The 16,976-nt window shown below is 38.8% G+C and carries 18 protein-coding genes and 1 riboswitch; of the genes, 8 read left to right on the forward strand and 10 right to left on the reverse strand.

Annotated features, from left to right (window positions below):
• Nucleotides 1-828 carry a DUF3054 domain-containing protein gene (locus AC559H_RS09490; protein WP_026794409.1) on the reverse strand — a complete coding sequence of 276 codons (828 nt, stop codon included), beginning with the start codon at nt 826-828 and terminating at the stop codon, nt 1-3.
• Between the two features lie 561 nt (nt 829-1,389).
• Between AC559H_RS09490 and AC559H_RS09495 the strand changes: the two genes are divergently transcribed.
• Together AC559H_RS09495 and AC559H_RS09500 are read left to right on the forward strand one after the other, a co-directional pair.
• Nucleotides 1,390-1,740 (forward strand): helix-turn-helix domain-containing protein, encoded by a 351-nt coding sequence (locus tag AC559H_RS09495; protein ID WP_237745630.1) that lies wholly within the window; start codon nt 1,390-1,392, stop codon nt 1,738-1,740.
• On the forward strand, nt 1,740-2,309 hold the full coding sequence (locus AC559H_RS09500; RefSeq protein WP_026794411.1) for a PIN domain-containing protein: 570 nt from the start codon (nt 1,740-1,742) through the stop codon (nt 2,307-2,309). The genes AC559H_RS09495 and AC559H_RS09500 overlap by 1 nt, the downstream gene beginning before the upstream one ends.
• Before the next feature lie 150 nt (nt 2,310-2,459).
• Here AC559H_RS09500 and AC559H_RS09505 read toward each other — a convergent pair whose 3' ends face one another.
• The 3 genes from AC559H_RS09505 to pruA all read right to left on the reverse strand — a co-directional run bounded on the left by AC559H_RS09505 (nt 2,460) and on the right by pruA (nt 6,218).
• Nucleotides 2,460-2,801 carry a type II toxin-antitoxin system PemK/MazF family toxin gene (locus AC559H_RS09505; RefSeq protein ID WP_026794412.1) on the reverse strand — a complete coding sequence of 114 codons (342 nt, stop codon included), beginning with the start codon at nt 2,799-2,801 and terminating at the stop codon, nt 2,460-2,462.
• Complete coding sequence (locus AC559H_RS09510) at nt 2,794-3,093, reverse strand: hypothetical protein (protein WP_071782768.1); 300 nt, start codon at nt 3,091-3,093, stop codon at nt 2,794-2,796. Before AC559H_RS09510 ends, AC559H_RS09505 begins: the two co-directional genes overlap by 8 nt.
• Nucleotides 3,094-3,242: 149 nt before the next feature.
• Nucleotides 3,243-6,218, reverse strand: coding sequence for an L-glutamate gamma-semialdehyde dehydrogenase (pruA, locus tag AC559H_RS09515; protein WP_071782769.1), 2,976 nt, complete (start codon nt 6,216-6,218; stop codon nt 3,243-3,245).
• A gap of 346 nt (nt 6,219-6,564) precedes the next feature.
• Here pruA and AC559H_RS09520 point away from each other — a divergent pair, with 346 nt between their 5' ends.
• The gene (locus AC559H_RS09520) at nt 6,565-7,095 is read left to right on the forward strand and encodes an REP-associated tyrosine transposase (RefSeq protein ID WP_026789026.1); all 531 of its coding nucleotides are present in this window, start codon (nt 6,565-6,567) and stop codon (nt 7,093-7,095) included.
• Between the two features lie 257 nt (nt 7,096-7,352).
• On the opposite strand, the gene AC559H_RS09525 is transcribed toward AC559H_RS09520, so the two are convergent.
• On the reverse strand, nt 7,353-7,553 hold the full coding sequence (locus AC559H_RS09525; RefSeq protein WP_148292357.1) for a type II toxin-antitoxin system HicB family antitoxin: 201 nt from the start codon (nt 7,551-7,553) through the stop codon (nt 7,353-7,355).
• Between the two features lie 134 nt (nt 7,554-7,687).
• On the opposite strand from AC559H_RS09525, the gene AC559H_RS09530 reads away from it, so the two are divergent.
• Nucleotides 7,688-8,524 carry an IS5 family transposase gene (locus tag AC559H_RS09530; RefSeq protein WP_036834550.1) on the forward strand — a complete coding sequence of 279 codons (837 nt, stop codon included), beginning with the start codon at nt 7,688-7,690 and terminating at the stop codon, nt 8,522-8,524.
• Nucleotides 8,525-8,754: 230 nt separating this feature from the next.
• Here AC559H_RS09530 and AC559H_RS09535 read toward each other — a convergent pair whose 3' ends face one another.
• From AC559H_RS09535 to AC559H_RS09550, 4 genes are all read right to left on the reverse strand, one after another.
• Complete coding sequence (locus AC559H_RS09535) at nt 8,755-9,168, reverse strand: barstar family protein (RefSeq protein WP_051319530.1); 414 nt, start codon at nt 9,166-9,168, stop codon at nt 8,755-8,757.
• Nucleotides 9,165-9,569 (reverse strand): guanyl-specific ribonuclease, encoded by a 405-nt coding sequence (locus AC559H_RS09540; RefSeq protein WP_071782709.1) that lies wholly within the window; start codon nt 9,567-9,569, stop codon nt 9,165-9,167. The genes AC559H_RS09535 and AC559H_RS09540 overlap by 4 nt, the downstream gene beginning before the upstream one ends.
• A gap of 266 nt (nt 9,570-9,835) precedes the next feature.
• The gene (locus tag AC559H_RS09545; protein ID WP_026794415.1) at nt 9,836-10,240 is read right to left on the reverse strand and encodes a hypothetical protein; all 405 of its coding nucleotides are present in this window, start codon (nt 10,238-10,240) and stop codon (nt 9,836-9,838) included.
• A gap of 62 nt (nt 10,241-10,302) precedes the next feature.
• On the reverse strand, nt 10,303-10,758 hold the full coding sequence (locus AC559H_RS09550; protein WP_026794416.1) for a cupin domain-containing protein: 456 nt from the start codon (nt 10,756-10,758) through the stop codon (nt 10,303-10,305).
• 293 nt (nt 10,759-11,051) lie between these two features.
• Between AC559H_RS09550 and AC559H_RS09555 the strand changes: the two genes are divergently transcribed.
• The 4 genes from AC559H_RS09555 to AC559H_RS09570 all read left to right on the forward strand — a co-directional run bounded on the left by AC559H_RS09555 (nt 11,052) and on the right by AC559H_RS09570 (nt 16,449).
• Entirely contained in the window at nt 11,052-12,149 is a 1,098-nt protein-coding gene (locus AC559H_RS09555; protein ID WP_051319529.1) for an AAA family ATPase, read from the forward strand.
• On the forward strand, nt 12,146-14,722 hold the full coding sequence (locus AC559H_RS09560) for an AAA family ATPase (protein WP_026798488.1): 2,577 nt from the start codon (nt 12,146-12,148) through the stop codon (nt 14,720-14,722). The genes AC559H_RS09555 and AC559H_RS09560 overlap by 4 nt, the downstream gene beginning before the upstream one ends.
• A 302-nt stretch (nt 14,723-15,024) precedes the next feature.
• Nucleotides 15,025-15,261, forward strand: coding sequence for a type II toxin-antitoxin system Phd/YefM family antitoxin (locus AC559H_RS09565; RefSeq protein ID WP_026794417.1), 237 nt, complete (start codon nt 15,025-15,027; stop codon nt 15,259-15,261).
• A gap of 297 nt (nt 15,262-15,558) precedes the next feature.
• Nucleotides 15,559-16,449 carry an alpha/beta hydrolase gene (locus AC559H_RS09570; protein ID WP_330949268.1) on the forward strand — a complete coding sequence of 297 codons (891 nt, stop codon included), beginning with the start codon at nt 15,559-15,561 and terminating at the stop codon, nt 16,447-16,449.
• A 174-nt stretch (nt 16,450-16,623) separates the two neighbouring features.
• Here AC559H_RS09570 and AC559H_RS09575 read toward each other — a convergent pair whose 3' ends face one another.
• Nucleotides 16,624-16,803: a hypothetical protein gene (locus AC559H_RS09575; RefSeq protein WP_026794419.1), complete on the reverse strand. Its 180-nt coding sequence runs from the start codon at nt 16,801-16,803 to the stop codon at nt 16,624-16,626.
• 37 nt (nt 16,804-16,840) lie between these two features.
• A riboswitch (Glutamine riboswitch) is annotated at nt 16,841-16,929 on the reverse strand.
• Nucleotides 16,930-16,976 lie beyond the last annotated feature (47 nt).

The following is a 16,976-nucleotide window of genomic DNA, read 5'->3' on the forward strand; positions in this document are numbered from 1 at the left end:
TTAATTTCCTGGTAATGTGGGCATTCCGTTTTGATAGGTGCAAGTATAAATAGAAAGTATCGTTATCATCAATAATATTTGATCTCTCTGCTTAAAAAACTTAGAACCTGTTAATGACATAATTATTATACTTATCATACCAGTAACTGCCCATCCAATCGGGCCTGCTATGAGTGCTAAAATTCCTTTAAACCCAGCTACGTTTATACTGAACCAACCCAACAATGCAGGTATTAGCCAACCAACCAAAAAACCCGTTGATAAATAATTAAATAATAGACCAGATACTATCGGTAGTGCAGCACCTAAAGCTACTGGAGCAGCACCATTTAAAATGGCTTCTATCAAAGCTTGATTTAGGATTTCATCTGTTAACTTAAAATGATATTTATGTGCGGTCTCTTGTCTAATCTTTCTGATTAATTTATCTTTTTGCTTTTCTCCCAAAGATTGGAAGACCAATAGTAAAATATTACGTGCGATCGCTTCTAATTGTTCAGTTACCTGGGTTACAGAATGAATTTTAGCAATTTCTGATAAAATCAGATTTTTTTGTTGTTTTAAATTATTATCATTATCTTTTACTTTCATGTTGCAGAAAAGAGGAATCATGTAGTCCTGCCAACAATCAATAATATCTTTATCATCAATCTCTTTAAGACCTTTTACAGACTTAGTATGGTTTTGCAGAAAACTGTAGATTGTATCTATCATTTTCTGCCTCTCAGTTGGAAAAATATTAAGATTGATCAGATTAAGGTTGTTAAAAATATTTTTTAGTTGTTCGTCTTTTAGAGACTCTAAATCAGATTTTATAAAAGCATTCATAATCAAACCCCTGGTTAATCATCAATGGTGGTCAATCTATATTTTATTTATAATCTATCTAAACGTCAAGTAAATTTAAGATTTAACTTTTAATACAGTCTTTATTAGCAAATCTATGTATTTATACGGATTGATAACAGAATAAAAATTTCCGTATTACAAACTAAGCAACCTTTTGAAAAACTGTAATTTTAACTATTTATAATGGTGGAGAGCTAGTTTATTTAAGATATCGCCACTGGCGGTAAACGGATGGGGACGAAAGCGAAAGCAAGACTAATTTCGCTCATTTCGTTGATTGCGTTCGTTTCGCAAAATTGCTAACATAGGTTATAATCAATTCTATCCGAACTCTCGTTTGCAGAAGTTGGAGACACTTTTGTAGTAAACGCCAACCTTTATATTAGATAGTGAGAGGCTGAATAAATGACACTTACAGAGGCTCCAAACTTGCGGTCTGTTCTACCTACGGAAGAAGAAACTACGCTTGCACAAGCCAGTAGCTCGTCTTTGGCACGATACATGAAGAACCAAGAGGGATGCACCCGTATCATCAAGCTTGTGCAAGATGACAGCCAAGATGAAGTTGTTGTCATACCTGCTGAAGCTTTTCGTCTACTGCTTGAGATTTTGGCACAGATGGCGAAGGGAAATGCTGTAACGCTGTTTCCAATTCACGCAGAACTTACCACCCAAGAAGCTGCTGACATTTTGAATGTTTCCCGTCCCTATTTGGTGCAACTGCTGGAGTCTGGAGAAATCCCTTTTCGTAAAGTGGGTACGCGCCGAAGGGTGCGTTACCAAGATTTAATGGACTACAAAAATCGAGTTGATGCAGCACGACGGAAAACTCTTGATGAGCTTACTACTCAAGCTCAAGAACTGAATATGGGATACGAAGGAGTCATGTAGTGGCTAATTTTTCCGTTGTCTACGATGCTTGTGTTTTATATCCAGCACCGCTTCGTGATTTTTTAATGGAACTTGCCATCACTGACTTATTTAAGGCACGTTGGACAGATGCTATTCACGATGAATGGATCAGAAATGTTCTCAAGAATCGTCCTGATCTTACACTTGAACAGCTTACCAGGACTAAAACTCTGATGAATTCTCATGTTAGAGATTGCCTGGTTACAGGATACGAAGACCTAATATTAGGATTACAACTTCCTGATCCAGATGATCGTCATGTTCTTGCTGCTGCAATTCGCTGTAATGCTGATGTAATTGTCACTTTTAATCTTCATGACTTTCCCAGCCAAGCACTTCAACAATATGGTGTTGAAGCGCAGCACCCGGATGAGTTTATTCTGCACTTACTCAACTTGAACCCAGCAATGGTCTGTAGCGCAGCCGAAATACAACGAATGAGACTCAAAAATCCACCTAAAACACCTGATGAATATCTGGACACGCTTCTAAAACAAGGACTTCCGCAGTCCATGAGTATGTTAAGGGAGTTGTTTTATGGAATTTAGCGATCGCGCCTTTCTCCCAAACTTAATGATCACTTGTCTCATTAGGGTTTCCTCCTTTTTTTTATGATTATAGCGCGATCGCCCTTTTAAAAAAAGTTATTGTTAGTGCGCTGAAGCGCAACAACAAGCATCTACAAGATATATTCTGTATTATTCAGACAGTAACTTACACAGTCTTAGGGTAATTTGTTCCTGTGTATCTTCGGATAATTTACCGAGTTCACGCAAGATAATAGATGATCGAAGTGTGACTAAAAAATCTAACTTGATCGTTGAAGGTTTGTGTAACCCAGAGGCTTTAAAATCAGGGTGATCTGTATTTAGTAAAACATCTGATTCTGTTATATTAGTTGGAATTGTACTGGTAATTAATGCTAGAATAATATGATTATACTGCCCAATTGGATTGGTAAGACAAACCGCAGGACGGACTTTTGTTGCAGATAAATCATCAAATGGAAAAGGCACTAATACAACTTTACCTTTAGTCATAAAACGGCTTTCCATCAGTAATGGTGTAAATATCTTCTTCAGGGTTTTTTAGAAAGTCAAAGGCGGGATTGTTAGCAACTGCATGAAGCCATTCTTGAGGATTAGGTTCACTATAATTCTGTAAATCTTCTCGATCTTTCCCCATTCCAACGCAAAGATTATCTTTAATAGAAATAGAAGACTGTTGAATTGGTAGTTGCTGAATTGCTAACTTTTTTTCTAGGTTTTGTCTTTCTTCCGGTGTTAATGAAGAAATGATTTGAACTAAAGAATCAATGAGTTTATGGTTCATATTCTTTCAATTCCTGAATAATAGTATATTAATTATAGCGCGATCGCCCCTTTTAAAAAGAGCGATCATCTTCTTCCCTCCCATTAATAAGGGGAGGGTTAGGGTGGGGTTATTCCCCCCATTAATAAGGGGAGAGGGTTAGGGTGAGGTTATTCCATCCCTTCAATCGGGGCAAAACCCTGACGTTGAATATTTTCAGTGATGTGACGGGGTTCTAAGAATTGTAATAAATAATCCGGGCCCCCCGCCTTAGAACCGACGCCGGAAAGTTTGAAACCACCGAAGGGTTGACGGGAAACAATTGCCCCCGTAATTCCTCGGTTAATATACAAATTTCCCACTTCAAATTCCGCTTTAGCCTTGCTAATATGGGAGGGAGTTCTTGAATATAAACCCCCGGTTAAAGCGAAATTAGTCCCATTAGCAATATCCAAAGCTTGCTCAAAATTATCAGCTTTAATCACTGCTAAAACCGGGCCAAAAATTTCCTCTTGGGCGATTTTTGCCGTCGGTAAAACATTAATAAAAACCGTTGGCCCGACAAAATAACCCGTTTCCGGTGCAGTCACTTGGATGGCAAGTTCGGCCTCTTGTTTGCCCATCTCAATATACTCCTTAATCTTCTGTTGAGCATTGGCATCAATCACTGGCCCGACTTGCGTACTTAATAACGCCGCATCTCCCACATTTAAAGACCGTACTGCCTCAGTTAAACGGTTGACAAAAGCCTGATAAACGGGTTCCAACACCACCACCCGAGAACAGGCGGAACATTTTTGCCCCGTATAGCCAAAGGCAGAATAGACCACACCCGCCACCGCTTGGTCGAGGTCGGCACTTTCATCGACAATAACGGCATTTTTGCCCCCCATTTCGGCAACCACCCGTTTTAGGTGTTTCTGTCCTGGTTTCAGCAGTGCCGCCTCAGCATAAATCCGGCACCCGACTTCCTGGGAACCCGTGAAGGTAATCATGTGAACGTCCGGGTGTTGTACCATATAGGAACCCACCGTCGATCCTTTTCCTGGCACAAATTGGAACACACCAGGTGGCACACCCGCATCGACTAATACTTCCGTAATCTTAGCACCGATCACCGATGACACTTCCGCAGGCTTGAGTAACGTGCAGTTACCCGTTACCAAAGATGCCACCGTCATGCCCACGGGAATCGCCAGGGGGAAATTCCAGGGGGAAATAATCAGAGAAATGCCGCGCGGCTGATAGTTATAACGGTTAGTTTCGCCAGCAGTATCATACTGGTAGCCCTGATCTAGCCGTTCCATTTCGTCGGCATAATAGCGACAAAAATCAATCGCTTCTGACACCTCAGCATCACACTGATGCAGGGGTTTGCCCACTTCATAGACCATCCAAGCACTGAACTCCGCCCGTCGTTGTTCAAACAGTTCGGCTGCTTTCCGTAGCACACCTGCCCGTTCCCGCACAGGAGTATGCCGCCATTTTGGAAACGCAGTTTTGGCGGCTTGAATAGCTGTTTCCGCCTGTTCAATGCTAATTAACCCGACTTTTCCAACAATTTCCGAGGGGTTGGAAGGGTTTACTGAGTCCACCATTTGGGCGGTATTAACATATTGACCATTAATTAATGGGTTGTAGGTTTGTCCCAATTGGTTATAGACAATTTCTAAAGCCCGCACCCCTTTATCGCGTAAGGCAGCATTAGAAAAATTGGTATCGGCTGAATTAGGAAATACGGGTTTCCAGGTATCAAAAATATTGCTATTCGGGTTATCTTTGGGGGGAGATAATAACTCGTCAACCGGGCGATTTTCCGAACTTTGACGGATAAAAGAACTATTAGCCGTATTCTCTAATAACCGCCGAATTAAATAGGACATTCCGGGTAATAAATCCCCATAGGGGCAATACATTCTTACCCGATATCCTTTCTGAACTAACGCCTTAGCCAGTTGGTCGCCCATGCCATATAATACCTGCATTTCAAAGGCACGACTAGGCACTTTTAAGGTTTCAGCAATCGCCATCGCCCTAGCTTGAGAACGGACATTATGGCTACCAATAGCCGAATAAATATATTGATGATTTTCTAACATCAATTGCGTCAATCGTTCAAAATTAGCATCCGTTGCGGCTTTATCATTATAGACAGGTTGGGGCCAGTCATTCTGCATGGATTTAATTGTTTCTTGATCCCAATAAGCCCCTTTAACCAGTCGCACACTCACCGGATATCCTCGCAATTTCACCCATTCAATAATTCCTTCTAAATCCTTTTGAGACTCCCGTAAATAGGCTTGTACTGTCATCCCAATATCCGTCCGGCTACGAAATTCTGATTCCATCAACAGATTTTTTAAAATGCTGAAGGTTAAATCTTTATAGGCGTATTGTTCCATATCAAAATGAACAGCCGCCCCCAATTCCTGCGCCCGACGTAATAAAATACGGATGCGTTCACCGACTTTTTCTTCACTTCCTTTAGCATCTAAAGGATCAAATTGGGAATAAAAAGCAGTTAATTTAACCGATACTTGAACTTTAGAAATCGGGTTGCCATCGGCTTGATCAATTTGGGGAATATTTGACCATTTTTTTGCCGCTTCACTGAGTTTTTCCATCAATTCTAAATAATTATTTAGATAGGATTCTGCCTCAGTTTCCGTAATAACAGCTTCCCCTAATAAATCAACAGTAAACGCCATTTTATCTTTGCGTAACTGTTCTAAAGTTCTAATTATTTTGGGAATATTTTCCCCAGCAATATATTTTTGAGCTAGGGTTTCCACCGCCGGGGCTACGGTGGTCGCCGCCAGTTGTCCGGCTACGGAGTCGGGGTTAGCAAAGTTGAGTAATTTTTTCAACATATCGGGAAGTTCAACTTCTGCCGTTGTCAAATATTCCTGTAAGTGTGCCGCTATTTCGGGTTTACTTCGCAACGCAGGTAAACAGTCAATAAAATGAAATAACTGCACCCGTAAACCTGGATTTGCCATTGTCCAGTCGAGGAGTTTATCATCTAAACGCATTTGGTCTTGTAACTGACCGAACAAAGAGCGTTTTTTCTCCTGGGTCGCCGCTAGTAATTGTTTAGCAATTTCTAGGGTTTTGGCTTCGTAGGTGTCAGGGTATTGTGCAACCACTGTTGAATGTCTCCAATAACGATACAGCATGACAAAAGAAGGGAAATGTCAGGATATCCTAACAATTATTTCCCCTCAATTGTATTTCGGTTCATTTCTTCTATTGTACGTCTAAAGGGGTGACTAGATTAAAGGGGGTTAAAGTTGAGGTTTTATTTTATTAACCCTTGTTCCCAGGTTCCACCTGGGAATACAAATAGGAGGCTCTGCCTCCGATTAAAATAGCAGGCGGAGCCTGCAAGATAGCATTGCTATGTGGAACCTAGCAACGAGGGGTACGAGGGGTGAGATTTATGGGATAATTAGATTCAGTTAACCCTAAAAACAAAAACTATATTAAATTGAGATGGGACGTAGCCGCTATCGAGTCTTAGGAAACCAGCCCCATTTTATTACCTGTACAACTGTCAACTGGATTCCGATTTTTAGCCATCCTGAATTTGCTCAAATTATCCTGGATTCTTTAAACTTTTTACACCATCAACACCGCTTAACTTTACATAGCTATGTGATTATGGAAAACCATCTTCATTTAATTGGAACAGCCGAAAATTTATCCAAAGAAATCAGAACTTTTAAATCCTTTACTGCCCGTTCTATTATTGATCAATTAAAACTAAATCAAAGTCATTATTTATTAACTCAACTTAAATTCGCTAAACTCCCCCATAAAACGGATCAAGAATATCAACTTTGGCAAGAAGGCTTTCATCCTGAAGCCATCCTCAGCGAAGAAATGTTATTTCAAAAAATAGACTATATTCATAACAATCCTGTTAAACGGGGTTATATTGATGATCCCGTACACTGGCGATATTCCAGTTATCGAAACTATCAAGATTTACCAGGATTAATTCCTGTAGAAATTATTTCATAAATAACAGGATTTCCCCCTCGTTTACCCTCGTTACCCTCGTTCCCTGGTTCCACCTGGGAACGAAAATAGGAGGCTCTGCCTCCAGTTAAAATAGCAGGCGGAGCCTGTAAGATAGCATTGCTAGGTGGAACCTAGCAAACAGGATTTCCCCCTCGTTTACCCTCGTTCCCTGGTTCCACCTGGGAACGAAAATAGGAGGCTCTGCCTCCAGTTAAAATAGCAGGCGGAGCCTGTAAGATAGCATTGCTAGGTGGAACCTAGCAACGAGGGGACTTCTCTGGTTCCCTGGTTCCACCTGGGAACGAAAAAAAAGATTCAATCGCTTCTTGAAGTTTACTCATGGATTGTTCAGGATTGTCCCCTTGAGCAACAATCCCATTCTCTAAACATAATGCGACCCAATAGCCCGCAGTTTTTTTAAGAACAACGCTATAAAAATCCATTAAGAACTCTTGCAAAATAATTTTATGGTATTATGGTAAGTTTTGCTCAATTTCATAAAATCCTAGAGACTAACCATTCTTCACAAATTTTTGCTAAAAACTCCATAAAATGGTAAAAATTGAAAGTGAATTTAGACAATAACTCTGCGATGAACACTCAATTTTATCTAAATTTGAAACCTCATGAATTTAAACGGAGATTTGGTGTCAAGATTCAAACCTTTCAAGAAATGGTTAATGCCATAGAGCAGTTCAGGTTAGAACATCCTAAAGATAGGAGAGGACGTCACACCCACCTGACTCTCCAAGAGCAAGTTTTAGTAGCCTTGGAGTATTGGCGAGAATACAGAACATATTTTCATATTGGGACAAATTGGGGAGTATCAGAATCAACTATTTGCCGAATTGTTGCTAATATTGAATCAACTTTAATCAAAACAGAAAAGTTTCGTATTCCGGGAAAAAAAGCATTAATTCAAGATTCTGGCTACCCCGAAATCGTAGTGATGGATGTCACAGAAACGGCTATTGAAAGACCGAAAAAAAAACAGAAAAAATATTACTCAGGAAAGAAAAAACATCACACACTCAAAATTCAGTTAGTAATTAATCAAGAAACTAAACAGATTATTTGTACAGATTTTGGAGAAGGACATTGCCACGATTTTAGCTTATTCAAAAAAAGCAAAATTCATTTTCACCCCCAAACTGATAGTTTACAAGATAGTGGCTATCAAGGGATTAAGGATTATCACTTGAATAGCTATGTACCCAAAAAGAAACCCAAAAATGGCAATCTTTCGGTCTTAGAAAAAGACTATAATCAAGCTTTGGCTCATCAACGAATTGTGATTGAACACGTTAATCGGAGCCTCAAAATTTTCAGGATCTTATCGAGTCGTTATCGAAATCGTCGTCGCCGTTATGGTCTTCGTTGTAATTTGTTGTCGGCCATTTATAATTATGAGTTGACACTCTTAGTCTGAAAGTGAAAATTTGTTATTATAGCATAGATTTTTTTTGCAAGAGGTCATTGGTAAAATGCCTGTTGAACTAAGATACTTCTGAGTTAATCTCAGAAAAGTAGATAAGTGATAAGTCATGGTTTTACGCATTCCAATTTGGTTAATTCTGGTTAATTTGGAATTAAAATCAATTGCACAACAACTTGTGTCAGTCCTATTTTGATTATACCTTAGTTTAGAAACAAGGAGAATCAAGGACTGACTAATAATACATAAAACCGTTTATTTCTCTTGAGCCAATAAGCGATCGCTTCTGAAAAAACATCATTTAATATTTGCCAATCATTAGGATGATCCTGGGCGAAATTTTGCCATTGATCATAAACGAGCAAATAGGATGAAGCTTTATACCAACTAAGATCGGTAATACAATCTTGCCAAGCATCCCAATTATAGCCAAAATATTCGGGTAAATTGATTACCGTGCTGGCTGTTTTCAGAAAATCAGATTTATTGTTAATTGGGGTTCCAGTTCCGTCAAAATAAAATAACTGACAGTCATATTCTTGACAAAGTTGAGATAAGTCTTTAGGCGAAATATCTAAGGGAAACTGATAAATATTGGGCTGACTTTTACCCTGGATAATATCTAATATTTGATTCATTGTCTTAAAACCCTCAAAAAACTTTGATAATGGTCACTGGTGTAATAAATTTCCCCCTGAATACCGACAACAAAACGCCTCGCTCCCCGATGTCCTATCCCTGGAGTTGGTATGGTATATTCCCGATAATAGCCCTTGGGTTTATAGGGTAATAATTTTTCTCGATTAAAGAAAGTTAATCCATCTTTTTCTGGGTAAGGAAAAGGGCCGCCCTGATCAATTAATTTTAAAGTATTTCGGGCTTCCGGTGGCAGTTGACTTAAATTAACTGTCGGAGCCTGAGCAACGATGGTTATTTCCGTTGCGGAAACCGGAGAAAAGTTAAAATGATAGGTAATTGTAACGGTAAAACAGACTAAAAAAGTCAGGAAAAAGATTAATCCTTTTCTTAAAAAAGACATAATTTTTGATTCAATACCTCCTGAATATTATTTTAATAATATCATGATTTTGGGCATCTCTCATAACCCTGTAGGGGCGAGGCGCACCTCGCCCTTACGAGATATAGCAATCCTAAATCAATCGCGGTAGGGGTAATTCATGAATTACCCCTACCGTCAGGGTTAAATTTGAAAAAATATGACAACTCAAATAGGATTGCTATATTGGGATATTATCAACAATACCACTAAGCAATATTTCGGTATTGTCACTCAAAACAAATTTTTTATCTCCTTTTTTGGTTGAAAAACATTAAAAACTGAACAAACAGGAAGCTGAACCAAAAAATCAGTAAATCACTGGGAATTGGGGGAATATTATTGAAGTTAGAGGGAGTTGAAGTTTGGAATTTTGGATCTAAACTGATTACCGTTTCCAGATTTTCGGTAGATTGAGGAATGAACCGATGTTTAGTGGTTGTTTCTGAACTAGGAGGTGGAGCTTCTTGGTTAGAGGAATGAAAACCGAAAATTAAAGTTAAACTTAAAGCGATCGCAACCCCAACAATAAACGTTATAACCGGATCATTTTTGCGGAAAAAATGTTCTTTTCCACACGTTAAACACACTAAATGATCTTGATCATGGCGATCTTGAATCCAACGACAGTTAAACCCATTACATTCTGGCATAATTTTATCTCCTAATTTTATCTAATTCCCCCTTTTTTAAGGGGGGTTAGGGGGATCTTCCGTTAGTTTCGTTTACCTAAATAGCAGTGAAAGGTAATTCCTTCTTTCTCGGTCGCTTCAATTTCATGCACTTCAAATGGGGCTGTTACTAACCAATAATTTGCTTGTGCAATAGTTGATGTTAATAACAGAATTTCACCCCTGGAAACACCAAATTTACTCTCACAAACCGAGTTAAAAAGAACCCGAACAAATGCCCAAGCTCGTCCATGGTAATGGGCTAAACTCCGGCTTCCAACAGGCCAAAACATCACATAGATTTCTAAAAATCCAATTTCCAGTAACGGGGTATAAATATATCCAAATTCATGGGATTTTCCCCGTTTTCGTAATCCTTCTAACTGGCGATAATCATTGAGAACTAATAACCGCCAGATCGTGATCAGTGAACTCAAGAAATTAGACAACCCAGCAAACGCGATCGCAACTTTATTGCGATGAGTCAGTGTTTCGTTCATAATAGAGATAGATTATTTAACTAGATGCCTTTACCCGGTTTACAAGACTGGGTAGAGGTTTACTACAATTAAGTTAACATCTTCAAAGTAGAGATTGGTAAATTAGAAACAATATTATAAGTAAATTTGAAGTCAATTTTAACTCTAGTCAATTAGAAGTCAATTAGAAGTCAATTAGAAATAAACCAAGTAAAAATATGCCCTCTAAATGGGGTTGATCAATCTTGACAAATTATTGAATTTTATTATATATTAGGACAGACAGAAAAGATTACCTCGTATGTACCCACCCGATGAATTATGACAACGATAAGAGGAAAAATGCTCACCCAATAACAGTCTCCCCTGAACTGTATCAACAATTACGTCAAGCGTTTGACGACAAGTATAAACCAGGCACAAGGCGTAATATTCAACAATTTTTAGACAATTGGGTGGAAAAAATACCAAATATTCCATCTCCTGAACGCCAGACCGTAGATGATTTTTTAAAAAAACATAAACCGCGTGAGCGCTGGTTAATTGATGGTTTTTGTAAATTGTTGTTAGGAAAAACATTTGATCAAATAAATGAACATCAGGAACAATTGCCTATTGTTGAAATCAATATAAAACCCGCAATCTTAGAGCCAGTTATTCAACCTACTTCTGGGTTTATTAATAATCCCTTTCAACCTTTAAATGGATTTGTTGATGAATCTCATCTATTTTTTGGAAGAACACAGGAAATTAAAAGAATATTTGAAACCCTCAATAGTGGTAGCAGTGTGGCAATTATTGGAGAAAGACAAATCGGCAAATCTTCCATATTAATGGAAATTCGCCGACAAGCTCAAACCCAATTATTCCAACCCCGTAAACCGATTTATCTGAATTTACAAAGTATTCATAATGATCAGGACTTTTATCAGGCTTTATGTGATCATGCAGAAATAGAATTATGTCAAGGTTATCGCCTCACCCGAAATATACAAAATCATAGATTATTATTAATTCTTGATGAAGTAGAAAAAATGACCTGGGATGGTTTTACCAATAATATTCGGGGACAATTGCGAGGGTTAGCAGAAGGAAGTAACGCCCCTTTGCGGTTAGTTGTTGCAGGTTGTACATCTTTAGATCAACTTTTTCCCGATAGTCAAGATAGAGCGATGACTTCTCCCTTTACGGGAATTTGTATTGAATACAAGTTAAACCGATGGGATAAACAAACCATCTGTGATTTTATTAAAAGTCGTCTCAATTCACCTTTATTGAAACCAGAATATCAAACCATTATCTTTACCGAAGATGAAATTACCGAATTAATTAATAACAGTGAAGGACATCCCCAAAAATTAATGGCGTTATCTTATCAAACCTTTAACCGTTACTTGGAGCAATTGCCATGAGTTCAACACAAAAACCGATTCCCCGTTTAGATTTAGCCCCAAAATTAAATCGTCCCTTATCCCTATTCAATCCTTTAGATTATCTCCGGTTATTATATTGGGTGTTTTTCTTTCCTCAAGCAATCGAGTGGTATCTGGAAACCTTTAAGCAAAAAAAAAAATTAGGGATACAAGGATTATTATTAGCTGTCTTAACTGCATTCTTAATCTGTTTCATCCTACAGGAATTTGGTTTTTCAGTTAATTGGTGGGGCGTGCTGTCTGGCGTGCTGTCTGGCGTGGTGTTCGGCGTGGTGTTCGGCGCGGCATTGGGCGAGGTGTCCGGCGTGGCGTCCGGCGTGGTGTGGGGCGTGGCATTGGGCGTGGCATTGGGCGTGCTGTCTGGCGTGGCATTGGGCGTGGTGTTAGGCGTGGTGTTCGGCGTGGCGTTGGGCGTGGTGTGGGGCGTGGTGTTGGGCGTGGTGTCCGGCGTGGTGTTCGGCGTGGTGTTGTGGGGCGTGGTGTTCGGCATGGGATTGGGCGTGGTGTTCGGCGTGGCGTTGGGCGTGGCGTGGGGCTGGGGCGTGGCGTTGGGCGTGGTGTCCGGCGTGGTGTTCGGCGTGGCGATTTGGCGTCCTGAAGTTTGGGTGATAGGTTCCCTATTTAATCTGGGTTCACTACAAAAGAGGAGTTGGTTGTTTCCTCGAATCACACCGATTCCCTTACCTTTTTTGACTTCTCGGTTAACAACTTGGTTAACACAAGATTGGCAATTGGGACTGGAAAATGCTAATGAATTATTGAGGTATAGCTATCAATTTATTCCTGTAGTCAATGCGGTCAATCAGGTTTTAGCAAAAACGCCTCCAGAATATCTAATTTTTAAGGTATCTCAGCTTGCAGAACATCCCTTTGATTGGAAGTTAGTTAAGTTTGCTTCCGCTTCTCTTGGCGAAGCATTTAAGTTTCAATTAATTGAAGGTTTTTTCTTGTGGCATGATCTAAAACTTAAAGAAAAATCTCGTTTAGATACTTCTGCTCACGCTACTGCTGCGGGTTTTTGGTATTTCCATGAAAAAGAACCGGAAAAAGCAACAGAAGCGTTTTCTGTTGTGTCTTCTCTGTTGTATGGTCAGGAAATGTTAACTCTAGCCCAAATTTTAACGATTTTTAATGTGGCTATAACTATCAATGATATTGCAACTTTAGAATTACCTTATCTTCCCCCAGAACCCTATTTACGCTCCCAAACTTGGACAGCTATAACAACTTTATATCAGGTTGTTGAAGATGTTAATTTAATTAAAAATAGTGTGTCTCTTTCTACTCGTTCCTTAGCATTGAATCGAGCATTAGGAGAAATTAAAGGGATTTTATATCAATCCGAAACTTTACCAGAAGCAGAACGAGATTTAATTATTGATATTGCTAAAAACTGGCAATCTGCTTTATTAGGCATTACAGAAGAAGTTGGTAAAGTTTCCATCACTGAAAAAGTAATAAATCCTTATATTATCGGTGATCCGGTTATCGGCAAACAATTTATCGGACGGGAAGATATTATTAAACAATTAGAGGAATTATGGGTTTCAACCTCTCAACTGCAATCAGTAGTTTTGTTTGGACACCGACGCATGGGAAAAACTTCAATTTTGCGGAATATTTCAACCCGTTTAGATGAAAAAGTTAAACTCGTTTATGTTAACTTACTAACGGTTGGTAATAGTATTCAAGGAGTCGGTGAAGTGTTAATGGCGATCGCAGATTCCCTCTCAGATACCCTGCAAATTCCACCCCCCGATGATGAAAGCTTAATCAATCTTCCCTATCGTACTTTTGAACGGTATTTAAAACAAATTGAAACCCAATTAGGCGATACTGGATTAATTATTGCCCTTGATGAATTTGAACAAATTGAAGAATTAATAAAAAGAGATCGTATTCCCAAAGACTTTATGGGCGTATTGCGGGGAATGGTGCAAATGAGTCCTAAAATAGCCTTTGCTTTAGCCGGACTCCACACCCTGGAAGAAATGACCGAAGACTATTTTAACCCGTTTTTTGCCAGTATTATTCCCATCCGGGTTAGCTTTTTAGAACGGGCAACCTGTCGCTATCTTCTCGCTAACCCCGGTGAAGATTTCCCCCTTGATTATAAACCCGATGCTCTTGATTATATCTATGATTTAACCGCCGGACAACCCTATTTAGTGCAACTGATCGGTTTTCTATTAGTTCGTCGGTATAATGATCAAGTATTTGAACTAGGAAATAAACGAGATCCCATGTTTACTATTGCTGATGTCGATGGGATTATTAATCAACCGGAATTCTATCAGAATGGACGCTATTATTTTACCGGGGTTTGGCAACAAGCGGGCGAAGGTTCTCCAGGTCAACAACAGATTATAAAAGCGATCGCACCTCACCCCACCGGACTCGATTTTAATACTCTACAAACTATTACAAATTTAGATCCCAATTCGCTACAAAATGCCCTTGATACCCTTTCGCGTCATGATGTTATTCAAGAAACCGATAACCATTGGCGGATAATTGTGGAACTGTTTCGCCGTTGGGTTATTAATAATTGATCCCCCCTAACCCCCCTTAAAAAAGGGGGAAAGAATCTCTCGTTCCCAGGCTCCAGCCTGGGAATGCTATTATTGAGGCTCCGCCTCTATTATTATTAGTAGCAAAGTAACCTTTAAGGATTTCTAGGTTTTTCCTAAAAATAAGGGAGATAGTGTTAAACTAATTTTGAAGAATGCGAAATAATGGGAACATTAAGCATTGTTTTGGAAGAAGCGGGTTTTATGCAACAGAATTGAAGTATGTCATAATATTGTTAAATATCGGTTTCCGTTATTTATGAACTTAACAAAGAGGTTAAACCATGTATCATGTTACAGGAGAATATGCTAAAAACAACTTCAGTGAAGTTTTAGAAAAAGCCAGTACCGAACCGGGAGGAGTTGTTATTGTACAGGAAAATAAAAGTTTCATTCTCATCAGTCAAGAAGAATTAGAAAGCTGGATAGAAACCGCCGAACTCCTTCAAGATAAAACCTTAATTGCTGATATTGAAGCCTCTCGTCAAGAATATCATCAGGGGAAAGTTTTCACATTATAATTAGAACAAAGACCCATTACGGCGATTAATTGTAGTAATCAGTGCGATCGCACTTAACTTTTTATTATGGAACTATTTTACCGTTAGATTATTAATAATTGACTCACTCTAATTTCATCGGACGAGGTTGAAATGGGTTGTTCAAAATTCTTGCGAAATTAAGCGGAAATGGGTTGATCTCCACCGAAAAGAATAGGGTTGTGTGCAAAGACCCTTTTTTCTCTTTTTAACTTAACTTATTTAAGAGATAAAAAAAGATTAAAAAAGGTGATTCTATTCAGAATGGGAGGGGTTAAAATGATGTTACATTCAATTTTAATAATTCTGTTTCAAGGGGGACTAACTCTTTTAGTGGTGGGTGCGATCGCTTATTTCTGTGTTTGTCTATTCCTGTTTTTAAGACAAACTCGATTTATTTTTTTCCCCTCTCGTTTAATTTCTATGACCCCGGATGATGTGGGTTTATCCTATCAAGATATTGAGTTGAAAATTCCTACTCTTTCGGGAAAAATAGAAATGATACATTGTTGGTGGATTCCTTCAGAAACTCATCCTAATCAAAAAGTGATTATTGATTTACATGGAAACCGCAATACTATCGGAGCAAATGTGGGTTATGCTGAACAATTTCATCAAATAGGTTTATCGGTTTTATTAGTGGAATATCGGGGCTATGGACGCAGTACAAATCGCTTTCCCTCGGAAAAAATAGTCTATGAAGATGTGGAAAATGCCTGGAATTATTTAGTTAATGAACGCCAAATTAATCCTAATAATATTTATATATTTGGACATTCATTAGGAGGAGCGATCGCCATTGATTTAGCCTGCAAACATCCTGAAATTGCTGGATTAATCATTGAAAGTTCTTTTACTAATATTCGAGAAATGATTGATTATAAAAAGAGATATTGGATGTTTCCAATTAATTTAATTTTAACTCAAAAATTCGATTCTATAGCTAAGATTCCTGCTTTGAAAATGCCAATATTATTGACTCATGGAACCGAAGATGAGTTAATTCCTAAAACCATGAGCGAAGACCTATTTAACGCCGCCACAGAACCGAAACAGCTTTTAATTGTTGCGGGTGCAGGTCATAATAATGTTAGACAGGTTGGAGGCGAAGAATATTGGAAAACAGTACAACAATTTTTAACTTTAGAATCTCAGAAACCGGGTTTCTAACAGTTATCTTTTGCCTAAAATCAGTAGTGTTGAGAAACCCGGTTTCTAACAAATTTCTGAATAAAAACAGGTAAGGGCGACCAATTAGCCACCCCCACAAATAATATTATCGAATAGAAAATAGTATAAAACTCAATAAATTGAGATTAACCGTTTTCCTCAAACCCAATTTCCTTATAATTCGGAGGGGGTTGTTTGAGCGTCGTTCTGAGAAAGTTCGGGAGCTACTTGGTGATTTAATGCCGCCACAAGCTGACGTTTCACTTTTGTCGCCCACAAATCGAAATCGAAAGCTTCGCTAGTCGGAATATCCGAAGAAGAAGTTTCGCGGACACTTTCTTTACTTAAAGTCATGGTTGTTCGCCTCCTGTTTCAACTCGCAGTGAAGACAGGCGCGTTCCTTCGGGAGAAGTCCCTACTTCCGTCTTTTAGCAGTCATTTTGGTATGCGAGAATCAAAGACTACCAAGAGATGAACGATTTCACTACTATTTTTAAGAGTAGCGCTAAATCTAATTAATATCAAAT

It is taken from the genome of Planktothrix prolifica NIVA-CYA 540, assembly GCF_963864145.1.
Lineage (GTDB): Bacteria > Cyanobacteriota > Cyanobacteriia > Cyanobacteriales > Microcoleaceae > Planktothrix > Planktothrix agardhii.

Bases quoted from the DNA above. Each gene is read 5' to 3' on its own strand.
- AC559H_RS09490 (WP_026794409.1), bottom strand. From the start codon at position 828: ATGAATGCTTTTATAAAATCTGATTTAGAGTCTCTAAAAGACGAACAA.
- AC559H_RS09505 (WP_026794412.1), bottom strand. From the start codon at position 2,801: ATGACTAAAGGTAAAGTTGTATTAGTGCCTTTTCCATTTGATGATTTA.
- AC559H_RS09510 (WP_071782768.1), bottom strand. From the start codon at position 3,093: ATGAACCATAAACTCATTGATTCTTTAGTTCAAATCATTTCTTCATTA.
- AC559H_RS09520 (WP_026789026.1), top strand. From the start codon at position 6,565: ATGGGACGTAGCCGCTATCGAGTCTTAGGAAACCAGCCCCATTTTATT.
- AC559H_RS09530 (WP_036834550.1), top strand. From the start codon at position 7,688: ATGAACACTCAATTTTATCTAAATTTGAAACCTCATGAATTTAAACGG.
- AC559H_RS09535 (WP_051319530.1), bottom strand. From the start codon at position 9,168: ATGAATCAAATATTAGATATTATCCAGGGTAAAAGTCAGCCCAATATT.
- AC559H_RS09540 (WP_071782709.1), bottom strand. From the start codon at position 9,569: ATGTCTTTTTTAAGAAAAGGATTAATCTTTTTCCTGACTTTTTTAGTC.
- AC559H_RS09545 (WP_026794415.1), bottom strand. From the start codon at position 10,240: ATGCCAGAATGTAATGGGTTTAACTGTCGTTGGATTCAAGATCGCCAT.
- AC559H_RS09550 (WP_026794416.1), bottom strand. From the start codon at position 10,758: ATGAACGAAACACTGACTCATCGCAATAAAGTTGCGATCGCGTTTGCT.
- AC559H_RS09555 (WP_051319529.1), top strand. From the start codon at position 11,052: ATGAATTATGACAACGATAAGAGGAAAAATGCTCACCCAATAACAGTC.
- AC559H_RS09560 (WP_026798488.1), top strand. From the start codon at position 12,146: ATGAGTTCAACACAAAAACCGATTCCCCGTTTAGATTTAGCCCCAAAA.
- AC559H_RS09565 (WP_026794417.1), top strand. From the start codon at position 15,025: ATGTATCATGTTACAGGAGAATATGCTAAAAACAACTTCAGTGAAGTT.
- AC559H_RS09570 (WP_330949268.1), top strand. From the start codon at position 15,559: ATGATGTTACATTCAATTTTAATAATTCTGTTTCAAGGGGGACTAACT.
- AC559H_RS09575 (WP_026794419.1), bottom strand. From the start codon at position 16,803: ATGACTTTAAGTAAAGAAAGTGTCCGCGAAACTTCTTCTTCGGATATT.